The 16,654-nt window shown below is 37.0% G+C and carries 16 protein-coding genes and 2 tRNA genes; 17 read left to right on the forward strand and 1 reads right to left on the reverse strand.

The annotated features are described in order from the left end of the window. The first annotated feature begins 155 nt into the window (after positions 1–155). The 6 genes from dnaJ (at position 156) to BTR42_RS02020 (ending at position 4,806) form a co-directional block, all read left to right on the forward strand. Entirely contained in the window at positions 156–1,298 is a 1,143-nt protein-coding gene (dnaJ, locus tag BTR42_RS01995; protein ID WP_009853374.1) for a molecular chaperone DnaJ, read from the forward strand. A gap of 66 nt (positions 1,299–1,364) precedes the next feature. Continuing rightward, positions 1,365–2,135 carry an alpha/beta fold hydrolase gene (locus BTR42_RS02000; RefSeq protein ID WP_077496178.1) on the forward strand — a complete coding sequence of 257 codons (771 nt, stop codon included), beginning with the start codon at positions 1,365–1,367 and terminating at the stop codon, positions 2,133–2,135. A 118-nt stretch (positions 2,136–2,253) separates the two neighbouring features. Then, a complete protein-coding gene (gene truA / locus BTR42_RS02005; protein ID WP_003063219.1) occupies positions 2,254–3,003 on the forward strand; it encodes a tRNA pseudouridine(38-40) synthase TruA in 750 nt (249 codons plus the stop codon). Beyond that, positions 2,993–3,760: a bifunctional hydroxymethylpyrimidine kinase/phosphomethylpyrimidine kinase gene (locus tag BTR42_RS02010; protein ID WP_077496180.1), complete on the forward strand. Its 768-nt coding sequence runs from the start codon at positions 2,993–2,995 to the stop codon at positions 3,758–3,760. Before truA ends, BTR42_RS02010 begins: the two co-directional genes overlap by 11 nt. Then, the gene (locus tag BTR42_RS02015; protein WP_003063224.1) at positions 3,747–4,214 is read left to right on the forward strand and encodes an ECF transporter S component; all 468 of its coding nucleotides are present in this window, start codon (positions 3,747–3,749) and stop codon (positions 4,212–4,214) included. The genes BTR42_RS02010 and BTR42_RS02015 overlap by 14 nt, the downstream gene beginning before the upstream one ends. 28 nt (positions 4,215–4,242) lie before the next feature. Next, positions 4,243–4,806, forward strand: a complete 564-nt coding sequence (locus tag BTR42_RS02020; protein WP_077496182.1) for a TIGR01440 family protein — start codon at positions 4,243–4,245, stop codon at positions 4,804–4,806. 47 nt (positions 4,807–4,853) lie between these two features. Here BTR42_RS02020 and BTR42_RS02025 read toward each other — a convergent pair whose 3' ends face one another. Next, positions 4,854–5,696: a mechanosensitive ion channel family protein gene (locus BTR42_RS02025; protein ID WP_009853378.1), complete on the reverse strand. Its 843-nt coding sequence runs from the start codon at positions 5,694–5,696 to the stop codon at positions 4,854–4,856. Between the two features lie 247 nt (positions 5,697–5,943). On the opposite strand from BTR42_RS02025, the gene tig reads away from it, so the two are divergent. The 11 genes from tig to BTR42_RS02080 all read left to right on the forward strand — a co-directional run bounded on the left by tig (position 5,944) and on the right by BTR42_RS02080 (position 16,490). Next, positions 5,944–7,227, forward strand: coding sequence for a trigger factor (gene tig, locus BTR42_RS02030; RefSeq protein WP_077496184.1), 1,284 nt, complete (start codon positions 5,944–5,946; stop codon positions 7,225–7,227). A 191-nt stretch (positions 7,228–7,418) separates the two neighbouring features. After that, on the forward strand, positions 7,419–7,991 hold the full coding sequence (gene rpoE, locus BTR42_RS02035; RefSeq protein WP_003063238.1) for a DNA-directed RNA polymerase subunit delta: 573 nt from the start codon (positions 7,419–7,421) through the stop codon (positions 7,989–7,991). Between the two features lie 428 nt (positions 7,992–8,419). Further along, entirely contained in the window at positions 8,420–10,024 is a 1,605-nt protein-coding gene (locus BTR42_RS02040) for a CTP synthase (RefSeq protein WP_009853380.1), read from the forward strand. A gap of 118 nt (positions 10,025–10,142) precedes the next feature. After that, positions 10,143–11,078: an alpha/beta hydrolase gene (locus BTR42_RS02045; protein ID WP_012961372.1), complete on the forward strand. Its 936-nt coding sequence runs from the start codon at positions 10,143–10,145 to the stop codon at positions 11,076–11,078. A 52-nt stretch (positions 11,079–11,130) separates the two neighbouring features. Then, positions 11,131–11,216, forward strand: a tRNA-Leu gene (locus tag BTR42_RS02050). A 212-nt stretch (positions 11,217–11,428) separates the two neighbouring features. Then, positions 11,429–12,310 carry a class II fructose-bisphosphate aldolase gene (locus tag BTR42_RS02055; protein WP_009853383.1) on the forward strand — a complete coding sequence of 294 codons (882 nt, stop codon included), beginning with the start codon at positions 11,429–11,431 and terminating at the stop codon, positions 12,308–12,310. Positions 12,311–12,451: 141 nt separating this feature from the next. Next, positions 12,452–13,660 carry an FRG domain-containing protein gene (locus tag BTR42_RS02060; RefSeq protein ID WP_077496186.1) on the forward strand — a complete coding sequence of 403 codons (1,209 nt, stop codon included), beginning with the start codon at positions 12,452–12,454 and terminating at the stop codon, positions 13,658–13,660. A 203-nt stretch (positions 13,661–13,863) separates the two neighbouring features. Next, positions 13,864–13,936, forward strand: a tRNA-Thr gene (locus BTR42_RS02065). Positions 13,937–14,155: 219 nt separating this feature from the next. Further along, the gene (gene rpmB / locus BTR42_RS02070) at positions 14,156–14,344 is read left to right on the forward strand and encodes a 50S ribosomal protein L28 (protein ID WP_077496188.1); all 189 of its coding nucleotides are present in this window, start codon (positions 14,156–14,158) and stop codon (positions 14,342–14,344) included. A 116-nt stretch (positions 14,345–14,460) separates the two neighbouring features. Continuing rightward, a complete protein-coding gene (locus tag BTR42_RS02075; RefSeq protein WP_009853384.1) occupies positions 14,461–14,826 on the forward strand; it encodes an Asp23/Gls24 family envelope stress response protein in 366 nt (121 codons plus the stop codon). Then, on the forward strand, positions 14,826–16,490 hold the full coding sequence (locus BTR42_RS02080; RefSeq protein ID WP_009853385.1) for a DAK2 domain-containing protein: 1,665 nt from the start codon (positions 14,826–14,828) through the stop codon (positions 16,488–16,490). The genes BTR42_RS02075 and BTR42_RS02080 overlap by 1 nt, the downstream gene beginning before the upstream one ends. Positions 16,491–16,654: the final 164 nt, after the last annotated feature.

The following is a 16,654-nucleotide window of genomic DNA, read 5'->3' on the forward strand; positions in this document are numbered from 1 at the left end:
TTAATAACCTTTTTAATGATAAAGAAAGGAAAGTGTTCAGAAATGAACACGGGCTACGGACTGTGCCAAAAAGATAGATTTTCCTAGGACGTAAACGTCCGTTGTCAAGTCTTCTATTTTGGCTTTGTCCGCTTAACGCCCTTTGTATCTTAATTATGAACAATACAGAATTTTACGATCGTTTGGGTGTTTCTAAAGACGCTTCGCAAGATGAGATTAAAAAAGCTTATCGAAAAATGTCGAAGAAGTACCACCCAGATATTAACAAAGAACCTGGTGCTGAAGAAAAGTACAAAGAAGTTCAAGAGGCTTATGAAACGCTAGGTGATGAGCAAAAACGTGCCGCTTATGACCAATATGGTGCTGCGGGAGCTAATGGCGGCTTCGGTGGCGGAGCTGGTGGATTTGGCGGTTTCGATGGTGGTGCTGGCTTTGGTGGTTTCGAAGATATCTTCTCAAGCTTCTTTGGTGGCGGTGGAGGCATGCGTAATCCAAATGCGCCACGTCAAGGTGATGATCTTCAATACCGTGTGAATTTGAGTTTTGAAGAAGCCGTTTTTGGTGTAGAAAAAGAAGTGGCTTATAACCGTGAATCAACTTGTTCAACATGTTCTGGTACAGGTGCTAAACCTGGAACTAGCCCTGTAACATGTAGTCGTTGTCATGGTTCAGGAGTTATTAATGTTGATACACAAACACCTCTTGGTATGATGCGTCGTCAAGTAACTTGTGATGTCTGCCATGGTACAGGTAAAGAAATCAAAGACCCTTGTCATACTTGTCATGGTACTGGTCATGAAAAGAAAACTCATAAAGTATCTGTTAAGATTCCAGCAGGTGTTGAAACCGGTCAACAAATTCGCTTGCAAGGTCAAGGTGAAGCAGGCTTTAACGGCGGACCTTATGGTGACCTCTTCGTTATTATCAATGTTTTACCAAGTAAGCAATTTGAACGTAATGGCTCAACCATTTACTACAACATGAATATTAGCTTTGTTCAAGCAGCTCTTGGTGATACTGTCGAAGTGCCAACGGTGCATGGTGATGTTGAAATGACAATCCCAGCTGGAACACAAACTGGTAAGACATTCCGCCTTAAAGGTAAAGGTGCTCCGAAATTGCGTGGTGGAGGTCAAGGAGACCAACATGTAACCGTCAATATCGTAACACCAACCAAACTTAATGATGCTCAAGTCGAAGCGCTTAAAAACTTCGCAGCAGCAGGTGGTGACAAAGTTGTTAATCCTAAGAAAAAAGGATTCTTTAACAAAATGAAAGACGCCTTTGACGGTGAATAAACTCTCACAGAGATTGGAAATGTTCGGTTCTGATCTCTGTTTTTGAATATAGGGATAGGAGTTATTATGAAAGAATATTACATTAAGGAACATAGTGCGTATCTTCGTTATCAAGATTTTCTTGGAACAGAAAATACAATTTTATTCATTCACGGCTTAGGTTGCGCGGGTTCATTTGATTATTCAGGAGTAGCGGCACAAAGCGTCTTTAATGATACAAGATGTATTATTGTTGATTTATTAGGAGCTGGATACAGTGATAAGCCAACTGAATTTGATTATCGAGTAAGTTCGCATGTGCAATACTTAAAATCATTCATTGAAGATTTAAACTTAAATGACTTTAATGTTTTTGGACATAGTTTAGGTGGTCCGATTGCCATAGAACTCACAACTCTTTGTCAAGATAAGGTAAGACATTTGATTTTAACTGAGCCTAATCTCGATGCGAGTGTTAAAGGAAGTTCAAGTTTTGAAATAGCATCTTTTGAGGAACGTGATTTTATTGAGTTTGGATGCGAAAAAATACTGTCAAATAGTCGAAATTCTGGAGGAACTATGTGGGGTGCTACTTTATCTAATTGGTCGCCATATGCTGTACATCGATTATCTGTTAATGCTGTTCAGGGTGGGGAAGTATCTTGGAGGAAGTTGTTATATGATTTAAAGATTCCTAAGACCGTCATTTTCGGAAGAAAATCTTTGCCAGATGATGATTATGAAAGTTTAGACAGAGATGGGATTCCTTTAAAAGTTATTGAAAATGTAGGACATTCAATGGCATGGGAAAATCCAGTTGAAGTTGCTCAAGTTACATCTGATATTATAAAAAAATAAACTCTCACAGAGATTGGAAACTAACATTTCCAATTTCTTTTTTATGTAAAATTCTGTATGGGGACAGTTTGTTCTAAATTTTCTGGAAAGTCTTTTGTTAAGATGATAAAATACACTCATGGTAAGATATAAAGCAACGATTTCCTATGATGGTAGGCTTTTTGCTGGCTTTCAACGACAGCCGAGTGAGCGTTCTGTTCAGGAAGAATTAGAAAAAACATTACAGAAATTGAATAGCGGTAATCCAGTTAAAGTGCATGGTGCTGGTCGTACAGATTCAGGGGTGCATGCTTATGGACAGGTCGTACATTTTGATTTGCCACAGGCGCGTGATGTGGAAAAATTACGATTTGGTTTGGATACGCAGTCTCCAGAAGATATAGATGTGGTGAAAGTCGAGCAAGTCAGTGATGAGTTTCATGCCCGTTACAATAAGCACAGCAAGACTTATGAGTTTTTAGTAGATGCTGGACGACCCAAAAATCCAATGATGCGACATTATGCGACGCATTATCCTTATCCCCTAGATTTGACAAGTATGCAAGAAGCCATTAAGGATTTGGTAGGGACGCATGATTTTACAGGTTTCACGGCTTCTGGGACTTCTGTTGAAAATAAAGTTCGCACGATTACGCGAGCAACAGTTGCTATTGATGACAAAACAGGTTTCTTTGTGTTTACATTCAGTGGCAATGGCTTTCTTTACAAGCAAGTTCGCAATATGGTTGGAACCTTGTTGAAAATCGGTAATGGTCGTATGCCAGTTAGTCAGATTAAGACGGTTTTAGAGTCGAAAAATCGTGATTTAGCAGGTCCTACGGCAGCGGGGAATGGTCTTTATTTAAAGGAGATTAATTATGACGAATAACTACATTTTAGCCATTTCAGGAAATGATATTTTTAGTGGCGGTGGTCTCTATGCTGATTTGGCAACCTATACAACCAATCATTTGCATGGTTTTCTAGCGGTAACTTGCTTAACGGCATTGACAGAAAATGGATTTGATGTTTTTGCGACAGATGAGACAGTCTTTTCTCACCAATTAAATAGTCTCAAAGATGTTCCTTTTTCAGGGATAAAACTTGGTTTGTTGCCAAACGTGAAAGTTGCTGATTTAGCACTTGAATTCGTTAAATCGCACGTTGGAATTCCAATTGTTCTTGACCCAGTTTTGGTTTGTAAAGAAAAACATGATGTTGAAGTTTCAGCGCTTCGTGATGAACTCTTGAAATTTTTTCCATATGTGACCATTATCACGCCGAATTTGGTAGAAGCTGAGCTATTGACCCAAACCTCAATCAAAACTTTGGATGATATGAAAGCTGCGGCGAAAAAATTGCACCAGTTAGGAGCGAAAAACGTAGTTGTTAAAGGTGGCAACCGATTAAGTAAGGAAAAAGCGATTGACGTTTTTTACGACGGTGAAAACGTGACTGTTTTTGAGACACCTGTCCTTGAAAATAATAATATCGGTGCTGGTTGTACATTCGCTTCAAGCATTGCAAGCCAATTAGTGCTTGGAAAGTCTGCCAAAGCTGCTGTTGAACAATCTAAAGAGTTCGTTTATCAAGCGATTCGTCATTCAGACCAATATGGAGTGAAACAAAATTATGAAGAAAACTAATACGCGTGACTTAACCTTAATGGCTGTTTTGACAGCTTTGAGTGTTGTTTTGGCTTACATTCATGTTCCAACCCCAACAGGTTATTTGACCTTGTTAGATGTTGGAATTTATTTTACTGCTTATTATTTAGGTTCAAAATCTGGAGCAATTGTCGGTGGCTTATCTGGCTTTCTTATTGACCTTTTGCTGGGCTATCCACAATATATGTTTCATAGTCTGATTGCACATGGGGCACAAGGATTTTTTGCAGGCTGGAATGGGAAAAAACGTATTCTGGGTCTTGTACTAGCTAGTGTTTCAATGATTGGCTGGTATTTTGTAGCCGCCTTGCTGTTGGGGTATGGCTTGGGTGCTGCTTGGGCAGGTATTTTAGGAAATGTTTTACAAAATTTCTTTGGAATGTTTGTTGGTTACCTTGTCTATCTTGCTTATCTGCGTTTTGAAAAACATTAGTGTATAATGAAGTAAAAGGAGGATTGACATGAACCTACAAGAATTAGAAAAGCAAACACGTGCTATTGTGATTGATATTGTTGAACGCTCTGCTATTAAAAAAGGTCAAATTTTTGTTCTTGGCTTGTCCTCAAGTGAGGTTGCAGGTGGTTTGATTGGGAAAAATAGCAGTGCTGAAATCGGTGAAGTGATTGTTAAGACGATTTTAGATGTGCTAAATGAGCGTGGGATTTATCTAGCTGTGCAAGGTTGTGAACATTTAAATCGTGCTTTGACGGTTGAACGCGAATTAGCTGAGAAAAAAGAATTAGAAATCGTTAATGTCATTCCAAATCTGCATGCGGGTGGAAGCGGACAAGTCGCTGCTTTCAAGTTCATGCAAGACCCTGTTGAGGTTGAAGAAATCGTGGCACATGCTGGGCTAGATATTGGAGATACCTTTATTGGTATGCATGTCAAGCGCGTACAAGTGCCGTTAATTCCAGTGCAATGTGAGTTGGGTGGCGCTCATGTGACTGCTTTAGCGAGCCGGCCAAAATTAATTGGTGGCGCGCGTGCAACTTATACATCAGACCCAATTCGAAAATTTTAAAAATAAATAAAGAGGACGGTTGGCGTCCTCTTTTATGATATAATATTCTATTTTGTAAGTGTCGGGTTGGCATACATCGTTGGCAATGCAATGTCATTTTCCAAAAGCGCTTCTTGGTAAAGACGGTAAAAGTTAGAATAAATGTAACTTTGTTTGCCATTTTGCACGAAAATATCAACACGGAAAACAAGTTGTGCAGTGCTATTTGTACGTGGTCCTAAAATGGTTGGACTACCAACGATTTCAGGATAAGATGGTAGCTGTTCTTTGTTGATCGTCTTAATGATATTTGAGATTTTTTCTAAGTCTGTGTGAGCGTAGATTGGAATATCAATCTGAACACGCATATCACCACGTGATTTGTTAGAAACAACAGTAATATTACGATTAGGAATGAAATGAAGTGTTCCGTCGAAACCGCGAATTTGTGTGGTACGAATACCGACGCTTGAAATATTTCCTTCAACTGTTCCAATAACGACAGAATCACCGACTTCAAATTGATTTTCAAGAAGAATAAAGAATCCGTTAACCACGTCAGTTAAAAAGCCTTGTGCACCAAGCCCAATAGCGACCCCAGCAAGACCAGCACCAGCCAATAAACTAGAAACTGGAACACCAAGAATACTCAACACCCAATAAAGTAGGAAAAAGTAGATGGTGTAGTTCATGATGTTGTGCAAAAGTTTGCTGATTGTCTTTTGGCGAGCTTCCGTTTGGCGCGAAAGCGTAATTGATTTTTCTACCGCATGTTTAAAAATAAAATCAGCAACACGCTTTACAATTAAGAAAAATAGAAAAAGAAGTATCAATGAAACCGCCTTAGAAATAAGATCCACAGCGATTTGTTCGATTTGTAATTGTTCGAGATATTTAGAGATAATATTCATACCCTTAGTTTATTAAAAAAACGAATAGCAAGCAAGTTTTTAATATAAATTAAGAATTACCAAAAGTTTTATGTAGGACAGTAAAATGAGAAAAGTTGACTGCAATGTCATTAGGAGCCTATCTAATACGCAGCAATTCCGCAAATAGAGTGGCGATTGACCTAGGATTTTTACACAAAAAACTTTTAAAAGCCCGTAAAATATGGTAAACTAAACTGTATATAAAATTTTAAGGAGAAATGACTTCATGTCTGTATCATTTGAAAACAAAGCTACTAACCGTGGCGTGATTACATTCACAATCGGTCAAGATAAAATCCAACCAGCTCTTGATCAAGCTTTCAACAAAGTTAAGAAAAATTTAAACGCACCTGGATTCCGTAAAGGACACATGCCACGTGCCGTATTTAACCAAAAATTTGGTGAAGAAGCACTTTACGAAGATGCTTTGAACGCTATTCTTCCAGCAGCATACGAAGCAGCAGTTGCTGAACTTAGCCTTGATGTTGTTGCTCAACCAAAAATTGACATCCAATCAATGGAAAAAGGTCAAGAATGGACATTGACTGCAGAAGTTGTTACAAAACCAGAAGTAAAACTTGGCGACTATAAAGACCTTGAAGTTTCAGTTGAAGCTACAAAAGAAGTAACTGATGCTGAAGTTGACGAAAAAGTTGAACGCGAACGCAACAACCTTGCTGAACTTATCATCAAAGAAGACGCTGCAGAACTTGGGGATACAGTTGTTATTGACTTCGTAGGTTCAGTTGACGGTGTTGAATTTGACGGTGGTAAAGGTGATAACTTCTCACTTGAACTTGGTTCAGGTCAATTCATCCCTGGTTTTGAAGACCAATTAGTAGGTGCTAAAGCTGGTGAAACTGTTGATGTTAATGTAACATTCCCAGAAAACTACCAAGCAGAAGACCTTGCTGGTAAAGACGCTAAATTCGTAACAACTGTTCACGAAGTTAAAGCTAAAGAAGTTCCAGCACTTGACGACGAATTAGCTAAAGACATCGACGAAGAAGTTGAAACTCTTGACGAATTGAAAGCTAAATACCGTAAAGAACTTGAAGCAGCTAAAGAAATTGCATACGATGACGCTGTTGAAGGTGCTGCACTTGAATTGGCAGTTGCTAACGCTGAAATCGTTGAATTGCCAGAAGAAATGGTACATGACGAAGTGCACCGTGCTATGAACGAATTCATGGGCAACATGCAACGTCAAGGTATCTCTCCAGAAATGTACTTCCAATTGACTGGTACAACTGAAGAAGACCTTCACAAACAATACGAAGCTGACGCTGACAAACGTGTTAAAACTAACCTTATTATCGAAGCTATCGCTAAAGCTGAAGGATTTGAAGCTTCTGACGAAGAAATCGAAAAAGAAATCAACGACCTTGCTTCAGAATACAACATGGAAGTTGAACAAGTTCGTAATCTTCTTTCAGCTGATATGCTTAAACACGACATCGCTATGAAGAAAGCTGTTGACGTTGTCACAAGCACTGCAAAAGTAAAATAATTTATCTTAGATAAATACCTATAAAGTCAGGTAATCGTAAGATTACTTGGCTTTTTATGCCCTTTATCAGAAATTCTTATAAATCTTTTGACGAATTGACAAAATTAGCGTAAAATAGAGAGTAACGAAAATTAAGATAATAGGGTTTTTGTGGCTATTTGCTCATATCCTAAATAATAAGGAGAACTACCTTGGAATTAGAAGTATTTGCTGGACAAGAAAAAAGCGAACTTTCAATGATTGAAGTTGCCCGTGCGATTTTAGAAGAACGTGGACGTGATCATGAAATGTATTTCAGCGATCTTGTAAATGAGATCCAAAACTACCTTGAAAAATCAGATGCAGAAATTCGTGAAGCATTGCCATATTTTTATTCTGCATTGAACGTTGACGGAAGTTTTATTCCACTTGGGGATAACAAATGGGGGCTCCGTTCATGGTATGCTATTGATGAAATTGACGAAGAAATCATCACTCTTGAAGAAGATGAAAATGGTGCACCAAAACGCAAACCAAAACGTGTTAATGCCTTCATGGATGGTGATGAAGATGCCATTGATTATTCAGATGATGATCCAGAAGATGAAGATTTCACACCTGAATCATCTGATTTAGAATACGATGAAGAAAATCCAGATGACGAAAAATCAGAAGTTGAGTCATACGATTCAGAAATCAACGAAATTATTCCAGATGAAGATTTGGACGAAGAAGTTGACATCAACGAAGAAGACGACGAAGACGATGATTTAGACGAAGAGTAATCATCAGCATTAGTTTTTTACTAAATTAAAAAAAGTTGTCAATTATCATTTGACAAACGCCACAGGATAGTTTATATTATTATTCGGGCACCTCTTTTTTTAGAGGTCGTATGAAAGCTCCCTAACTTTTTAGGGAGCTATTTTTGTTTTCCTGGGAGTGGGACAAAAATCGGTAATTTCGAAGAAATTCGATTTTGTTGTCCCACCCCCGCACAGTTGAGTAGGGTTGTAAAAGCTGATTTATCAGCGCATTAGAATCCACTCAACCACTGCGTCTTGCAATTATAATTACACAAACAGAGAAGATGAATACTTTATTTCAGTCTCTTCGTTTATCAAATATCTTATGGATGTTTTGATTTGTTGTTATTCTTAATCTTCAAGCACTTATCGTTTGCTATCATTTTATTTAAAAGGAGTTTTATTTAATGACTAAGTATATTTTTGTTACTGGTGGTGTTGTTTCTTCTATCGGTAAGGGAATCGTGGCTGCAAGTCTTGGTCGTCTTTTGAAAAATCGCGGTCTTAAAGTAACTATCCAAAAATTTGACCCTTATATTAACATTGACCCAGGTACAATGAGCCCTTATCAACACGGTGAAGTTTACGTGACAGACGATGGTGCTGAAACTGACCTTGACCTTGGTCACTATGAACGTTTTATTGACATCAACCTTAACAAATATTCTAATGTAACAACTGGTAAAATTTATAGCGAAGTTCTTCGTAAAGAACGTAAAGGTGAATATCTTGGTGCAACTGTCCAAGTTATCCCACACATCACAGACGCTTTGAAAGAAAAAATCAAACGTGCCGCGACAACAACTGATTCTGATGTTATCATCACAGAAGTTGGTGGTACAGTTGGTGATATTGAAAGTCTTCCATTCCTTGAAGCCCTTCGCCAAATGAAAGCAGATGTTGGTGCTGACAATGTTATGTACATTCACACAACGCTTCTTCCATACCTTAAAGCTGCTGGTGAAATGAAAACTAAACCAACACAACATTCTGTTAAAGAATTGCGTGGTCTTGGGATTCAACCTAATATGTTGGTTATCCGTACAGAAAAACCAGCTGGTCAAAACATTAAAAATAAGTTGGCACAATTCTGTGATGTTGCTCCAGAAGCTGTTATTGAATCGCTTGATGTGGATCACATTTATCAAATTCCACTTAATATGCAAGCTCAAAATATGGACCAAATCGTTTGTGACCACTTGAAATTGGATGTGCCAAAAGCTGATATGTCAGAATGGTCTGCAATGGTTGATAAGATTATGAATCTTAAAAAATCAACTAAGATTGCTCTTGTTGGTAAATATGTTGAATTGCCAGATGCTTACCTTTCAGTTGTTGAAGCTCTTAAACACTCAGGTTATGTTAATGATACGGCTATTGACCTTAAATGGGTTAATGCCAACGATCTTACAGCTGACAATGTTGAAGAAATGCTTGGTGATGCTGATGGTATCATTGTCCCAGGTGGATTTGGTCAACGTGGTACAGAAGGTAAAATCGAAGCAATCCGCTATGCGCGTGAAAAAGATGTGCCAATGCTTGGTATTTGTCTTGGTATGCAATTGACTTGTGTGGAATTTGCTCGCAACGTATTGAACTTAGAAGGTGCAAATTCAGCCGAACTTGATCCAGATACTAAATATCCAATTATTGATATTATGCGTGATCAAATTGACATCGAAGATATGGGGGGAACACTCCGCCTTGGGCTTTACCCATGTAAATTAAAACCAGGTTCACGTGCAGCACAAGCTTACAACAATCAAGAAGTTGTTCAACGCCGTCACCGTCACCGTTACGAATTTAACACTAAATTCCGTGACCAATTTGAAGAAGCAGGCTTTGTTTTCTCAGGCGTATCACCAGATAACCGCTTGATGGAAGTTGTTGAATTGCCAGAGAAAAAATTCTTCGTGGCTGCTCAATATCACCCAGAACTTCAAAGTCGTCCAAACCGTCCAGAAGAGCTTTACACAGCCTTTGTGACAGCAGCGATTGAAAATAGCAAATAATCACTAGAACAGATTAACACTCTTTAAGCTAAAAGCTTGGGAGTGTTTTTTTTGATAATACAATTCTAATGAATCTGTACCCCTTTTATTTTTAGGAAAAAATAGTATAATAGTGAGCATGAGAAAAATAAGAATTAGAAAACGTCGTGTTTTATTAGGAATTATTGCTTTACTTTTTGTAGTAAGTGTCGGAGCAAGTTTTTATTTTTTCCATGTAGCACAAATTCGTGAAGAAAAATCATTCATTAATAATAATGGTCGTTCAAAAGACAATCCTCTCTACGCCTATGAGCAGAGTTTTGACCAACTGACAAAGGAAACGCTTTGGATGACCAACCAAGGTTTAAAACAAGATGCTTGGTATGTTCCTGCAGAAACAGCAACAAATAAAACGGTTATTGTTGTTCATGGTTTTACAAACGATAAGGAAGATATGAAGCCTTATGCATGGATGTTTCATGAGCTAGGTTACAATGTCCTTATGCCCGATAATATGTCGCATGGTGACAGCGAAGGGCAAATCATTGGATATGGCTGGAACGACCGCTTAAACGTCATAAAATGGGCGGAGCTGCTAGTTGAACAAAATTCAGACAGCGAAATTACCTTGTTTGGTGTTTCTATGGGAGCAGCAACGGTTATGATGGCTTCTGGTGAAGAAAGTTTGCCTGACCAAGTTGTTAATATTATTGAAGATTGTGGTTATAGTAGTGTCTGGGATGAGTTAAAATATCAAGCTAAAGAAATGTATAATCTCCCAGCTTTCCCAATTCTTTATGAAGTATCTGCCATTTCAAAAATTCGTGCAGGCTTTTCTTACGGTCAAGCAAGTAGTGTGAATCAATTAAAAAATAACACACGTCCAGTTCTTTTCATCCATGGCAGTGATGATACTTTTGTGCCAACAAGTATGGTTTACAAGAATTATCAAGCCACACAAGGCGAGAAAGAATTGTATATCGTTAAAGGTGCGGGACATGCCAAATCCTTTGAAACTGATCCTCAAGCATACATTGAAAAAATTTCAACTTTCTTGAAAAAATATGAAAAATAGTGTTGACAGCAAAAAGATAAGTTGATATAATTTTATATGTTGTTAAGGAACAGCGGAAATGGCGGAATTGGCAGACGCGCAGGACTAAGGATCCTGTGATCGCTTTAGATCGTGAGGGTTCAAGTCCCTCTTTCCGCAGAGCAGACAAGCAAAGGCTTGTCTTTTTTTGTTTTCAATGGAAAATAATAGTATGAAATAAGGCTTTCATTTTCAGTAAATTTTGTCATTTGTGGGCGTTTTTTCATAGAAAATCAGTCAAATTTCAAGTAACGCTAGCAATCTGATGAGATTTGTGATAAAATGTACGTGTAAAAGGGATTATCCCAAAAAATAAATAGGAGGCCTATATAATGGCAATCGTTTCAGCGGAAAAATTTGTCAAAGCAGCCCGTGACAACGGATATGCAGTTGGTGGATTTAACACAAACAACCTTGAATGGACTCAAGCAATTTTACGTGCAGCAGAAGCTAAAAAAGCTCCAATCCTTATCCAAACTTCAATGGGTGCTGCAAAATACATGGGTGGTTACAAACTTTGTAAAGCACTTATTGAAAACCTTGTAGAATCAATGGGTATCACTGTACCAGTTGCTATTCACCTTGACCACGGTCATTTTGAAGATGCATTAGAATGTATCGAAGTTGGTTACACTTCAGTTATGTTCGACGGTTCACACCTTCCACTTGAAGAAAACCTTGAAAAAGCTAAAGAAGTTGTTGCTAAAGCACACGCTAAAGGTATCTCAGTTGAAGCTGAAGTTGGTACTATCGGTGGTGAAGAAGACGGTATCATCGGTGACGGCGAACTTGCTCCAATCGAAGATGCTAAAGCTATGGTTGCTACAGGAATCGACTTCCTTGCAGCAGGTATCGGTAACATCCACGGTCCATACCCAGCAAACTGGAAAGGTCTTCACCTTGATCACCTTGAAAAATTAACTGCTGCTGTTCCTGGATTCCCAATCGTATTGCACGGTGGATCAGGTATCCCTGACGATCAAATTCAAGCAGCTATCAAACTTGGTGTAGCTAAAGTTAACGTTAACACTGAATGTCAACTTGCATTCGCTAAAGCTACTCGTAAATTTGTTGCTGAATACGAAGCAAACGAAGAAGAATACGATAAGAAAAAACTCTTCGACCCACGTAAATTCTTGAAACCAGGTTTCGAAGCTATTACAGAAGCTGTTGAAGAACGTATCGACGTATTTGGTTCAGCTAACAAAGCTTAATCAAACTTCGTTTCGTTAAAAAAACTTCCCAAACGGGAAGTTTTTTTTAGCTACTCAGTAGCTAAAAATAGAGTAAAGAATATCATTTACTATAAGGCATTGTTATATTGTAGACCACTTTTTTTGTGATATAATAAAAATATGGAAAAATATGAGATTTCAAGTCTGATTGACTTTATGACAATACTAAAAAAGATATCCTCAAGCAGTGAAAGTTTTTTCTTTAGAGGAGAAAGCGAAAAATATAAAACACCATTACTGGCTAGTGGTTATAGAAAAAATAAATTTCCAGAGTTATTAAAAAAAACGAAAAAAGAATATTTTAGAGAAGTTGGTTATTCTTTAGATTCCGATAGTAGAGAAAACTTTATAGCTTATTGTCAGCATCATGGTTTACCTACTGAACTAATAGATGTTACTGAAAACCCTTTAGTAGCATTGTATTTTGCATGTGAATCTAATAGGGATTCTGATGGAATTGTGTATGTTATTAAGAATGACACACATATTTCAGATCCTCTTACTTCTAAACTATTTGATAAAGAAGTTGATATAATTTCGATAAAAGAAGAGTTTAATATAGCAAGTCTATCCTTTCAGCAAAGTGGTGGCAGTTATATTAAATTCCAAAATACGCAATTCTATAATTTGATGTATGGAGATTTTTTTAGCCTTTTAATACTTGAAGATATTAATGATAATTATTCACATTTAAATTCGAAATTAAAATTATGTAAGTATATTTTAAAAGCTCATCGTAAAGGAGTTTTAGAAACAATAATTCATCATCAATCGAATATATTGAAAAATAAGGACAATATATATGAATTAATGGAGTTATTGGATAAATATAGTGAAAAAACAGAAATAGACGAGCTGGAAAAATTTTACTCTGAATTTAAAAGCTTAAAATTTACTAAGGAAGTTAAAATATATCCTGATAAAAATGAAAAAGATCCGCGCTATGATTTAATGTCTGAATTGGGGGATAATACACCTCTAATATTACTTTTTATAATGGCCTATGAAATAAGAGATGAGAAGTTTCCACCTTTTCCGAAAATTATTTATAAACCTTCAATAACCTTTGATAGATTAAAAAATCAGCAAGCTTTGTTTATTTATCAAATGAGTACTGACAAATATTCTATTTTAAATCCATCAGATGGCGACTCGGGTTTAAATGTTGTAAAAGAGGTAATTCAACAAATTGATTTTGATTATGAAATAATCATAAAAAGCAAAAATCAAATATTAAATGAATTAGACAGTATTGGAATAAATAGAAAATTCATATATCCAGATTCAGATAATATTGCTAAATATATCAAAGAGAAATATCGAATATAATTTTAGGTTTGATGAGTAGGGAAATTTATTGAATGGTTCGGGGAAACTGATAAGATTTAATGAAAAACCATATGGTAGTATAAAAACTAACAAAGCTTAATCAGACTTCGTTTCGTTAAAAAACTTCCCTTTTGGGAAGTTTTTTGAGTAAACTTAGCTCTTTTGTTGACAATTATTTAGTGAGTGCTATAATGAACCTGTTAGCCGATTTAGCTCAGTCGGTAGAGCAACGCACTCGTAACGCGTAGGTCGTAGGTTCGATTCCTGCAATCGGCAGATAATTTTAGATCCTGATAATCATCAGGATTTTTTGTTTACAAAATGTTTTAGAATTTCTGGCGGAAATCAGTTTGAAGCTGGGAAATTGTTAGTGCTTTCGCAATTATTTTTGCTGATTATTTGCTAAAAAGCTTGCGAAAACATGGTGAATATGATATTATTTTATGGTATGTGGTGTAAAGCACCTATAATCTAAGTAGGAGGACGCAGATAAATATGGCTAAGGTTTGTTATTTCACAGGTCGTAAGACTGTATCAGGAAACAACCGTTCACACGCAATGAACAAAACAAAACGTGTAGTTAAACCAAATCTTCAAAAAGTTACTATTCTTGTTAATGGAAAACCTAAAAAAGTTTGGGCATCAGCTCGTGCGCTTAAATCTGGTAAAGTAGAACGCGTATAAAATGAAAAGCCGAAAGGCTTTTTTCTTTGTTTTGTAGCCGGTAATCTTTTATTATTTTTTACAAGACGGCTAATATATGGTAAAATAAACTGATAAAAACTTTTGAGGTAGTAAATATGACTGTGAAAATTAATACAAAAGATGGCCAAATTGAGTTATCTGACGACGTTATTGCAACTGTTGTTGGAGGTTCCGCAACAGAAATTTTTGGTGTTGTTGGTATGGCAAGTAAAAGTGCTCTTAAGGATAATTTTCAAGCGCTTCTGCGTAAAGAAAACTACGCAAAAGGTGTTGTTGTCAAATCAACAGAAAGTGGTATTTCAGTCGATGTTTACACTGTAATGTCATATGGTGTAAAAATTTCTGAGGTATCAAAAAACATTCAGGAACGTGTCAAGTTCAACCTCGAAAACCAACTTGGCCTTTCAGCAGATACGGTGAATGTTTACGTACAAAATATTAAAGTTGTAGGAGAAGATTAGTGTCAAATATTACAACCAGTTTATTCCAAGAAATGGTTCAAGCTGCTAGCACACGTCTTGGAAATCAAGCAGAATATGTAAACTCCCTTAATGTTTTCCCTGTCCCAGACGGTGATACAGGAACAAACATGGGAATGACAATTGAAAATGGTGCCAAAGAGGTTGCAGATAAACCTGCAAGTACTGTTGGAGAAGTTGGACAAATTCTATCAAAAGGTCTTTTGATGGGAGCACGTGGTAATTCAGGTGTTATCACATCTCAATTATTCCGTGGTTTTGGTCAAGCAATCAAAGATAAAGAAGAGTTAACTGGTCAAGATTTAGCTCATGCTTTCCAATCAGGTGTAGAAGTAGCTTATAAAGCTGTTATGAAACCTGTTGAAGGTACTATTTTAACTGTTTCTCGTGGAGCAGCAACTGCCGCTCTTAAGAAAGCTGAAGAAACTGACGATGCTGTTGAAGTAATGCGTGCTGCACTTGATGGTGCTAAACGTGCTTTGGCTAAAACACCAGAAATGCTTCCTGTTTTGAAAGAAGTTGGTGTTGTCGATTCAGGTGGTCAAGGTTTAGTTTTTATTTATGAAGGATTTTTAGCTGCTTTGACTGGTGAATACATCGCTTCTGAAGATTTCAAAGCAACTCCAGCGGTAATGACTGAAATGATTAATGCTGAACACCACAAATCAGTAGCTGAACACGTTGCAACTGAAGATATTAAATACGGTTATTGTACTGAAATCATGGTTGCACTTAAACAAGGTCCTACTTATGTTAAAGAGTTTAACTATGAAGAGTTCCAAGGTTATTTGAGTGGTTTAGGTGACTCACTTATCCTTGTTAACGACGATGAAATTGCTAAAGTTCACGTCCATACTGAAGACCCAGGCCTTGTTCTTCAAGAAGGACTTAAATATGGTGCGCTTAAAAAAGTTAAAGTTGATAACATGCGTAACCAACACGACGCTGTTCTTGAAAAAGACCAAGCAGTAGCTATTAGCCAAGAAGAAAAAGACTTTGCTATTGTTGCAGTATGTGCTGGTGACGGTTTAGCTGATATCTTTAAATCACAAGGCGTTGACTACGTTATTTCTGGCGGTCAAACAATGAACCCATCAACAGAAGATATTGTTAAAGCGATTGATGCTGTTAACGCTAAAAATGTTATTATCTTGCCAAATAACAAAAATATCTTCATGGCTGCACAATCAGCAGCAGAAGTGTCTGAAGTGCCAGCAGCAGTTGTTGAAACACGTACTGTACCTCAAGGATTTACAAGCTTGTTAGCTTTCAACCCCGCACAATCATTGGAAGAAAACGTTGAAGCAATGACAGCTAGCCTTTCTGACGTTGTTAGCGGTAGCGTGACACTTGCTGTTCGCGATACTTCTATTGATGGTCTTGAAATCCACAAAGATGACAACCTTGGTATGGTTGATGGTAAAATCGTGGTTTCAAATCCAGATATGACAACTACATTGAAAGAAACATTTGCTAAAATGATTGACGAAGATAGTGAAATCATCACTATTTACGTTGGTGAAGAAGGAAATCAAGAATTAGCAGAAGAAATTTCTGAATATCTTGAATCAACTTACGAAGATGTTGAAGTTGAAATTCATGATGGTAAACAACCAGTTTATCCATACTTGATGAGTGTTGAATAAAAACATAATAAAGAGAGTCTGAACAATTCAGGCTCTTTTTTTCTGCCCTCAAAGAGCAATACCTATGTAAGAAATGTGTTGTTTTTATAGGAAAATAGTTTTATCTATAATAGAATCAATTTATCCTATTATATAATAGAAAACGGTGCTTATATTTTGAAAAG

This window comes from Streptococcus gallolyticus subsp. gallolyticus DSM 16831 (genome assembly GCF_002000985.1).
Lineage (GTDB): Bacteria > Bacillota > Bacilli > Lactobacillales > Streptococcaceae > Streptococcus > Streptococcus gallolyticus.

Excerpts from the sequence above, each read along its gene's own strand:
- dnaJ (WP_009853374.1), top strand. The coding sequence starts at position 156 with ATGAACAATACAGAATTTTACGATCGTTTGGGTGTTTCTAAAGACGCT.
- BTR42_RS02000 (WP_077496178.1), top strand. The coding sequence starts at position 1,365 with ATGAAAGAATATTACATTAAGGAACATAGTGCGTATCTTCGTTATCAA.
- truA (WP_003063219.1), top strand. The coding sequence starts at position 2,254 with ATGGTAAGATATAAAGCAACGATTTCCTATGATGGTAGGCTTTTTGCT.
- BTR42_RS02010 (WP_077496180.1), top strand. The coding sequence starts at position 2,993 with ATGACGAATAACTACATTTTAGCCATTTCAGGAAATGATATTTTTAGT.
- BTR42_RS02015 (WP_003063224.1), top strand. The coding sequence starts at position 3,747 with ATGAAGAAAACTAATACGCGTGACTTAACCTTAATGGCTGTTTTGACA.
- BTR42_RS02020 (WP_077496182.1), top strand. The coding sequence starts at position 4,243 with ATGAACCTACAAGAATTAGAAAAGCAAACACGTGCTATTGTGATTGAT.
- BTR42_RS02025 (WP_009853378.1), bottom strand. The coding sequence starts at position 5,696 with ATGAATATTATCTCTAAATATCTCGAACAATTACAAATCGAACAAATC.
- tig (WP_077496184.1), top strand. The coding sequence starts at position 5,944 with ATGTCTGTATCATTTGAAAACAAAGCTACTAACCGTGGCGTGATTACA.
- BTR42_RS02040 (WP_009853380.1), top strand. The coding sequence starts at position 8,420 with ATGACTAAGTATATTTTTGTTACTGGTGGTGTTGTTTCTTCTATCGGT.
- BTR42_RS02045 (WP_012961372.1), top strand. The coding sequence starts at position 10,143 with ATGAGAAAAATAAGAATTAGAAAACGTCGTGTTTTATTAGGAATTATT.
- BTR42_RS02055 (WP_009853383.1), top strand. The coding sequence starts at position 11,429 with ATGGCAATCGTTTCAGCGGAAAAATTTGTCAAAGCAGCCCGTGACAAC.
- BTR42_RS02060 (WP_077496186.1), top strand. The coding sequence starts at position 12,452 with ATGGAAAAATATGAGATTTCAAGTCTGATTGACTTTATGACAATACTA.
- rpmB (WP_077496188.1), top strand. The coding sequence starts at position 14,156 with ATGGCTAAGGTTTGTTATTTCACAGGTCGTAAGACTGTATCAGGAAAC.
- BTR42_RS02075 (WP_009853384.1), top strand. The coding sequence starts at position 14,461 with ATGACTGTGAAAATTAATACAAAAGATGGCCAAATTGAGTTATCTGAC.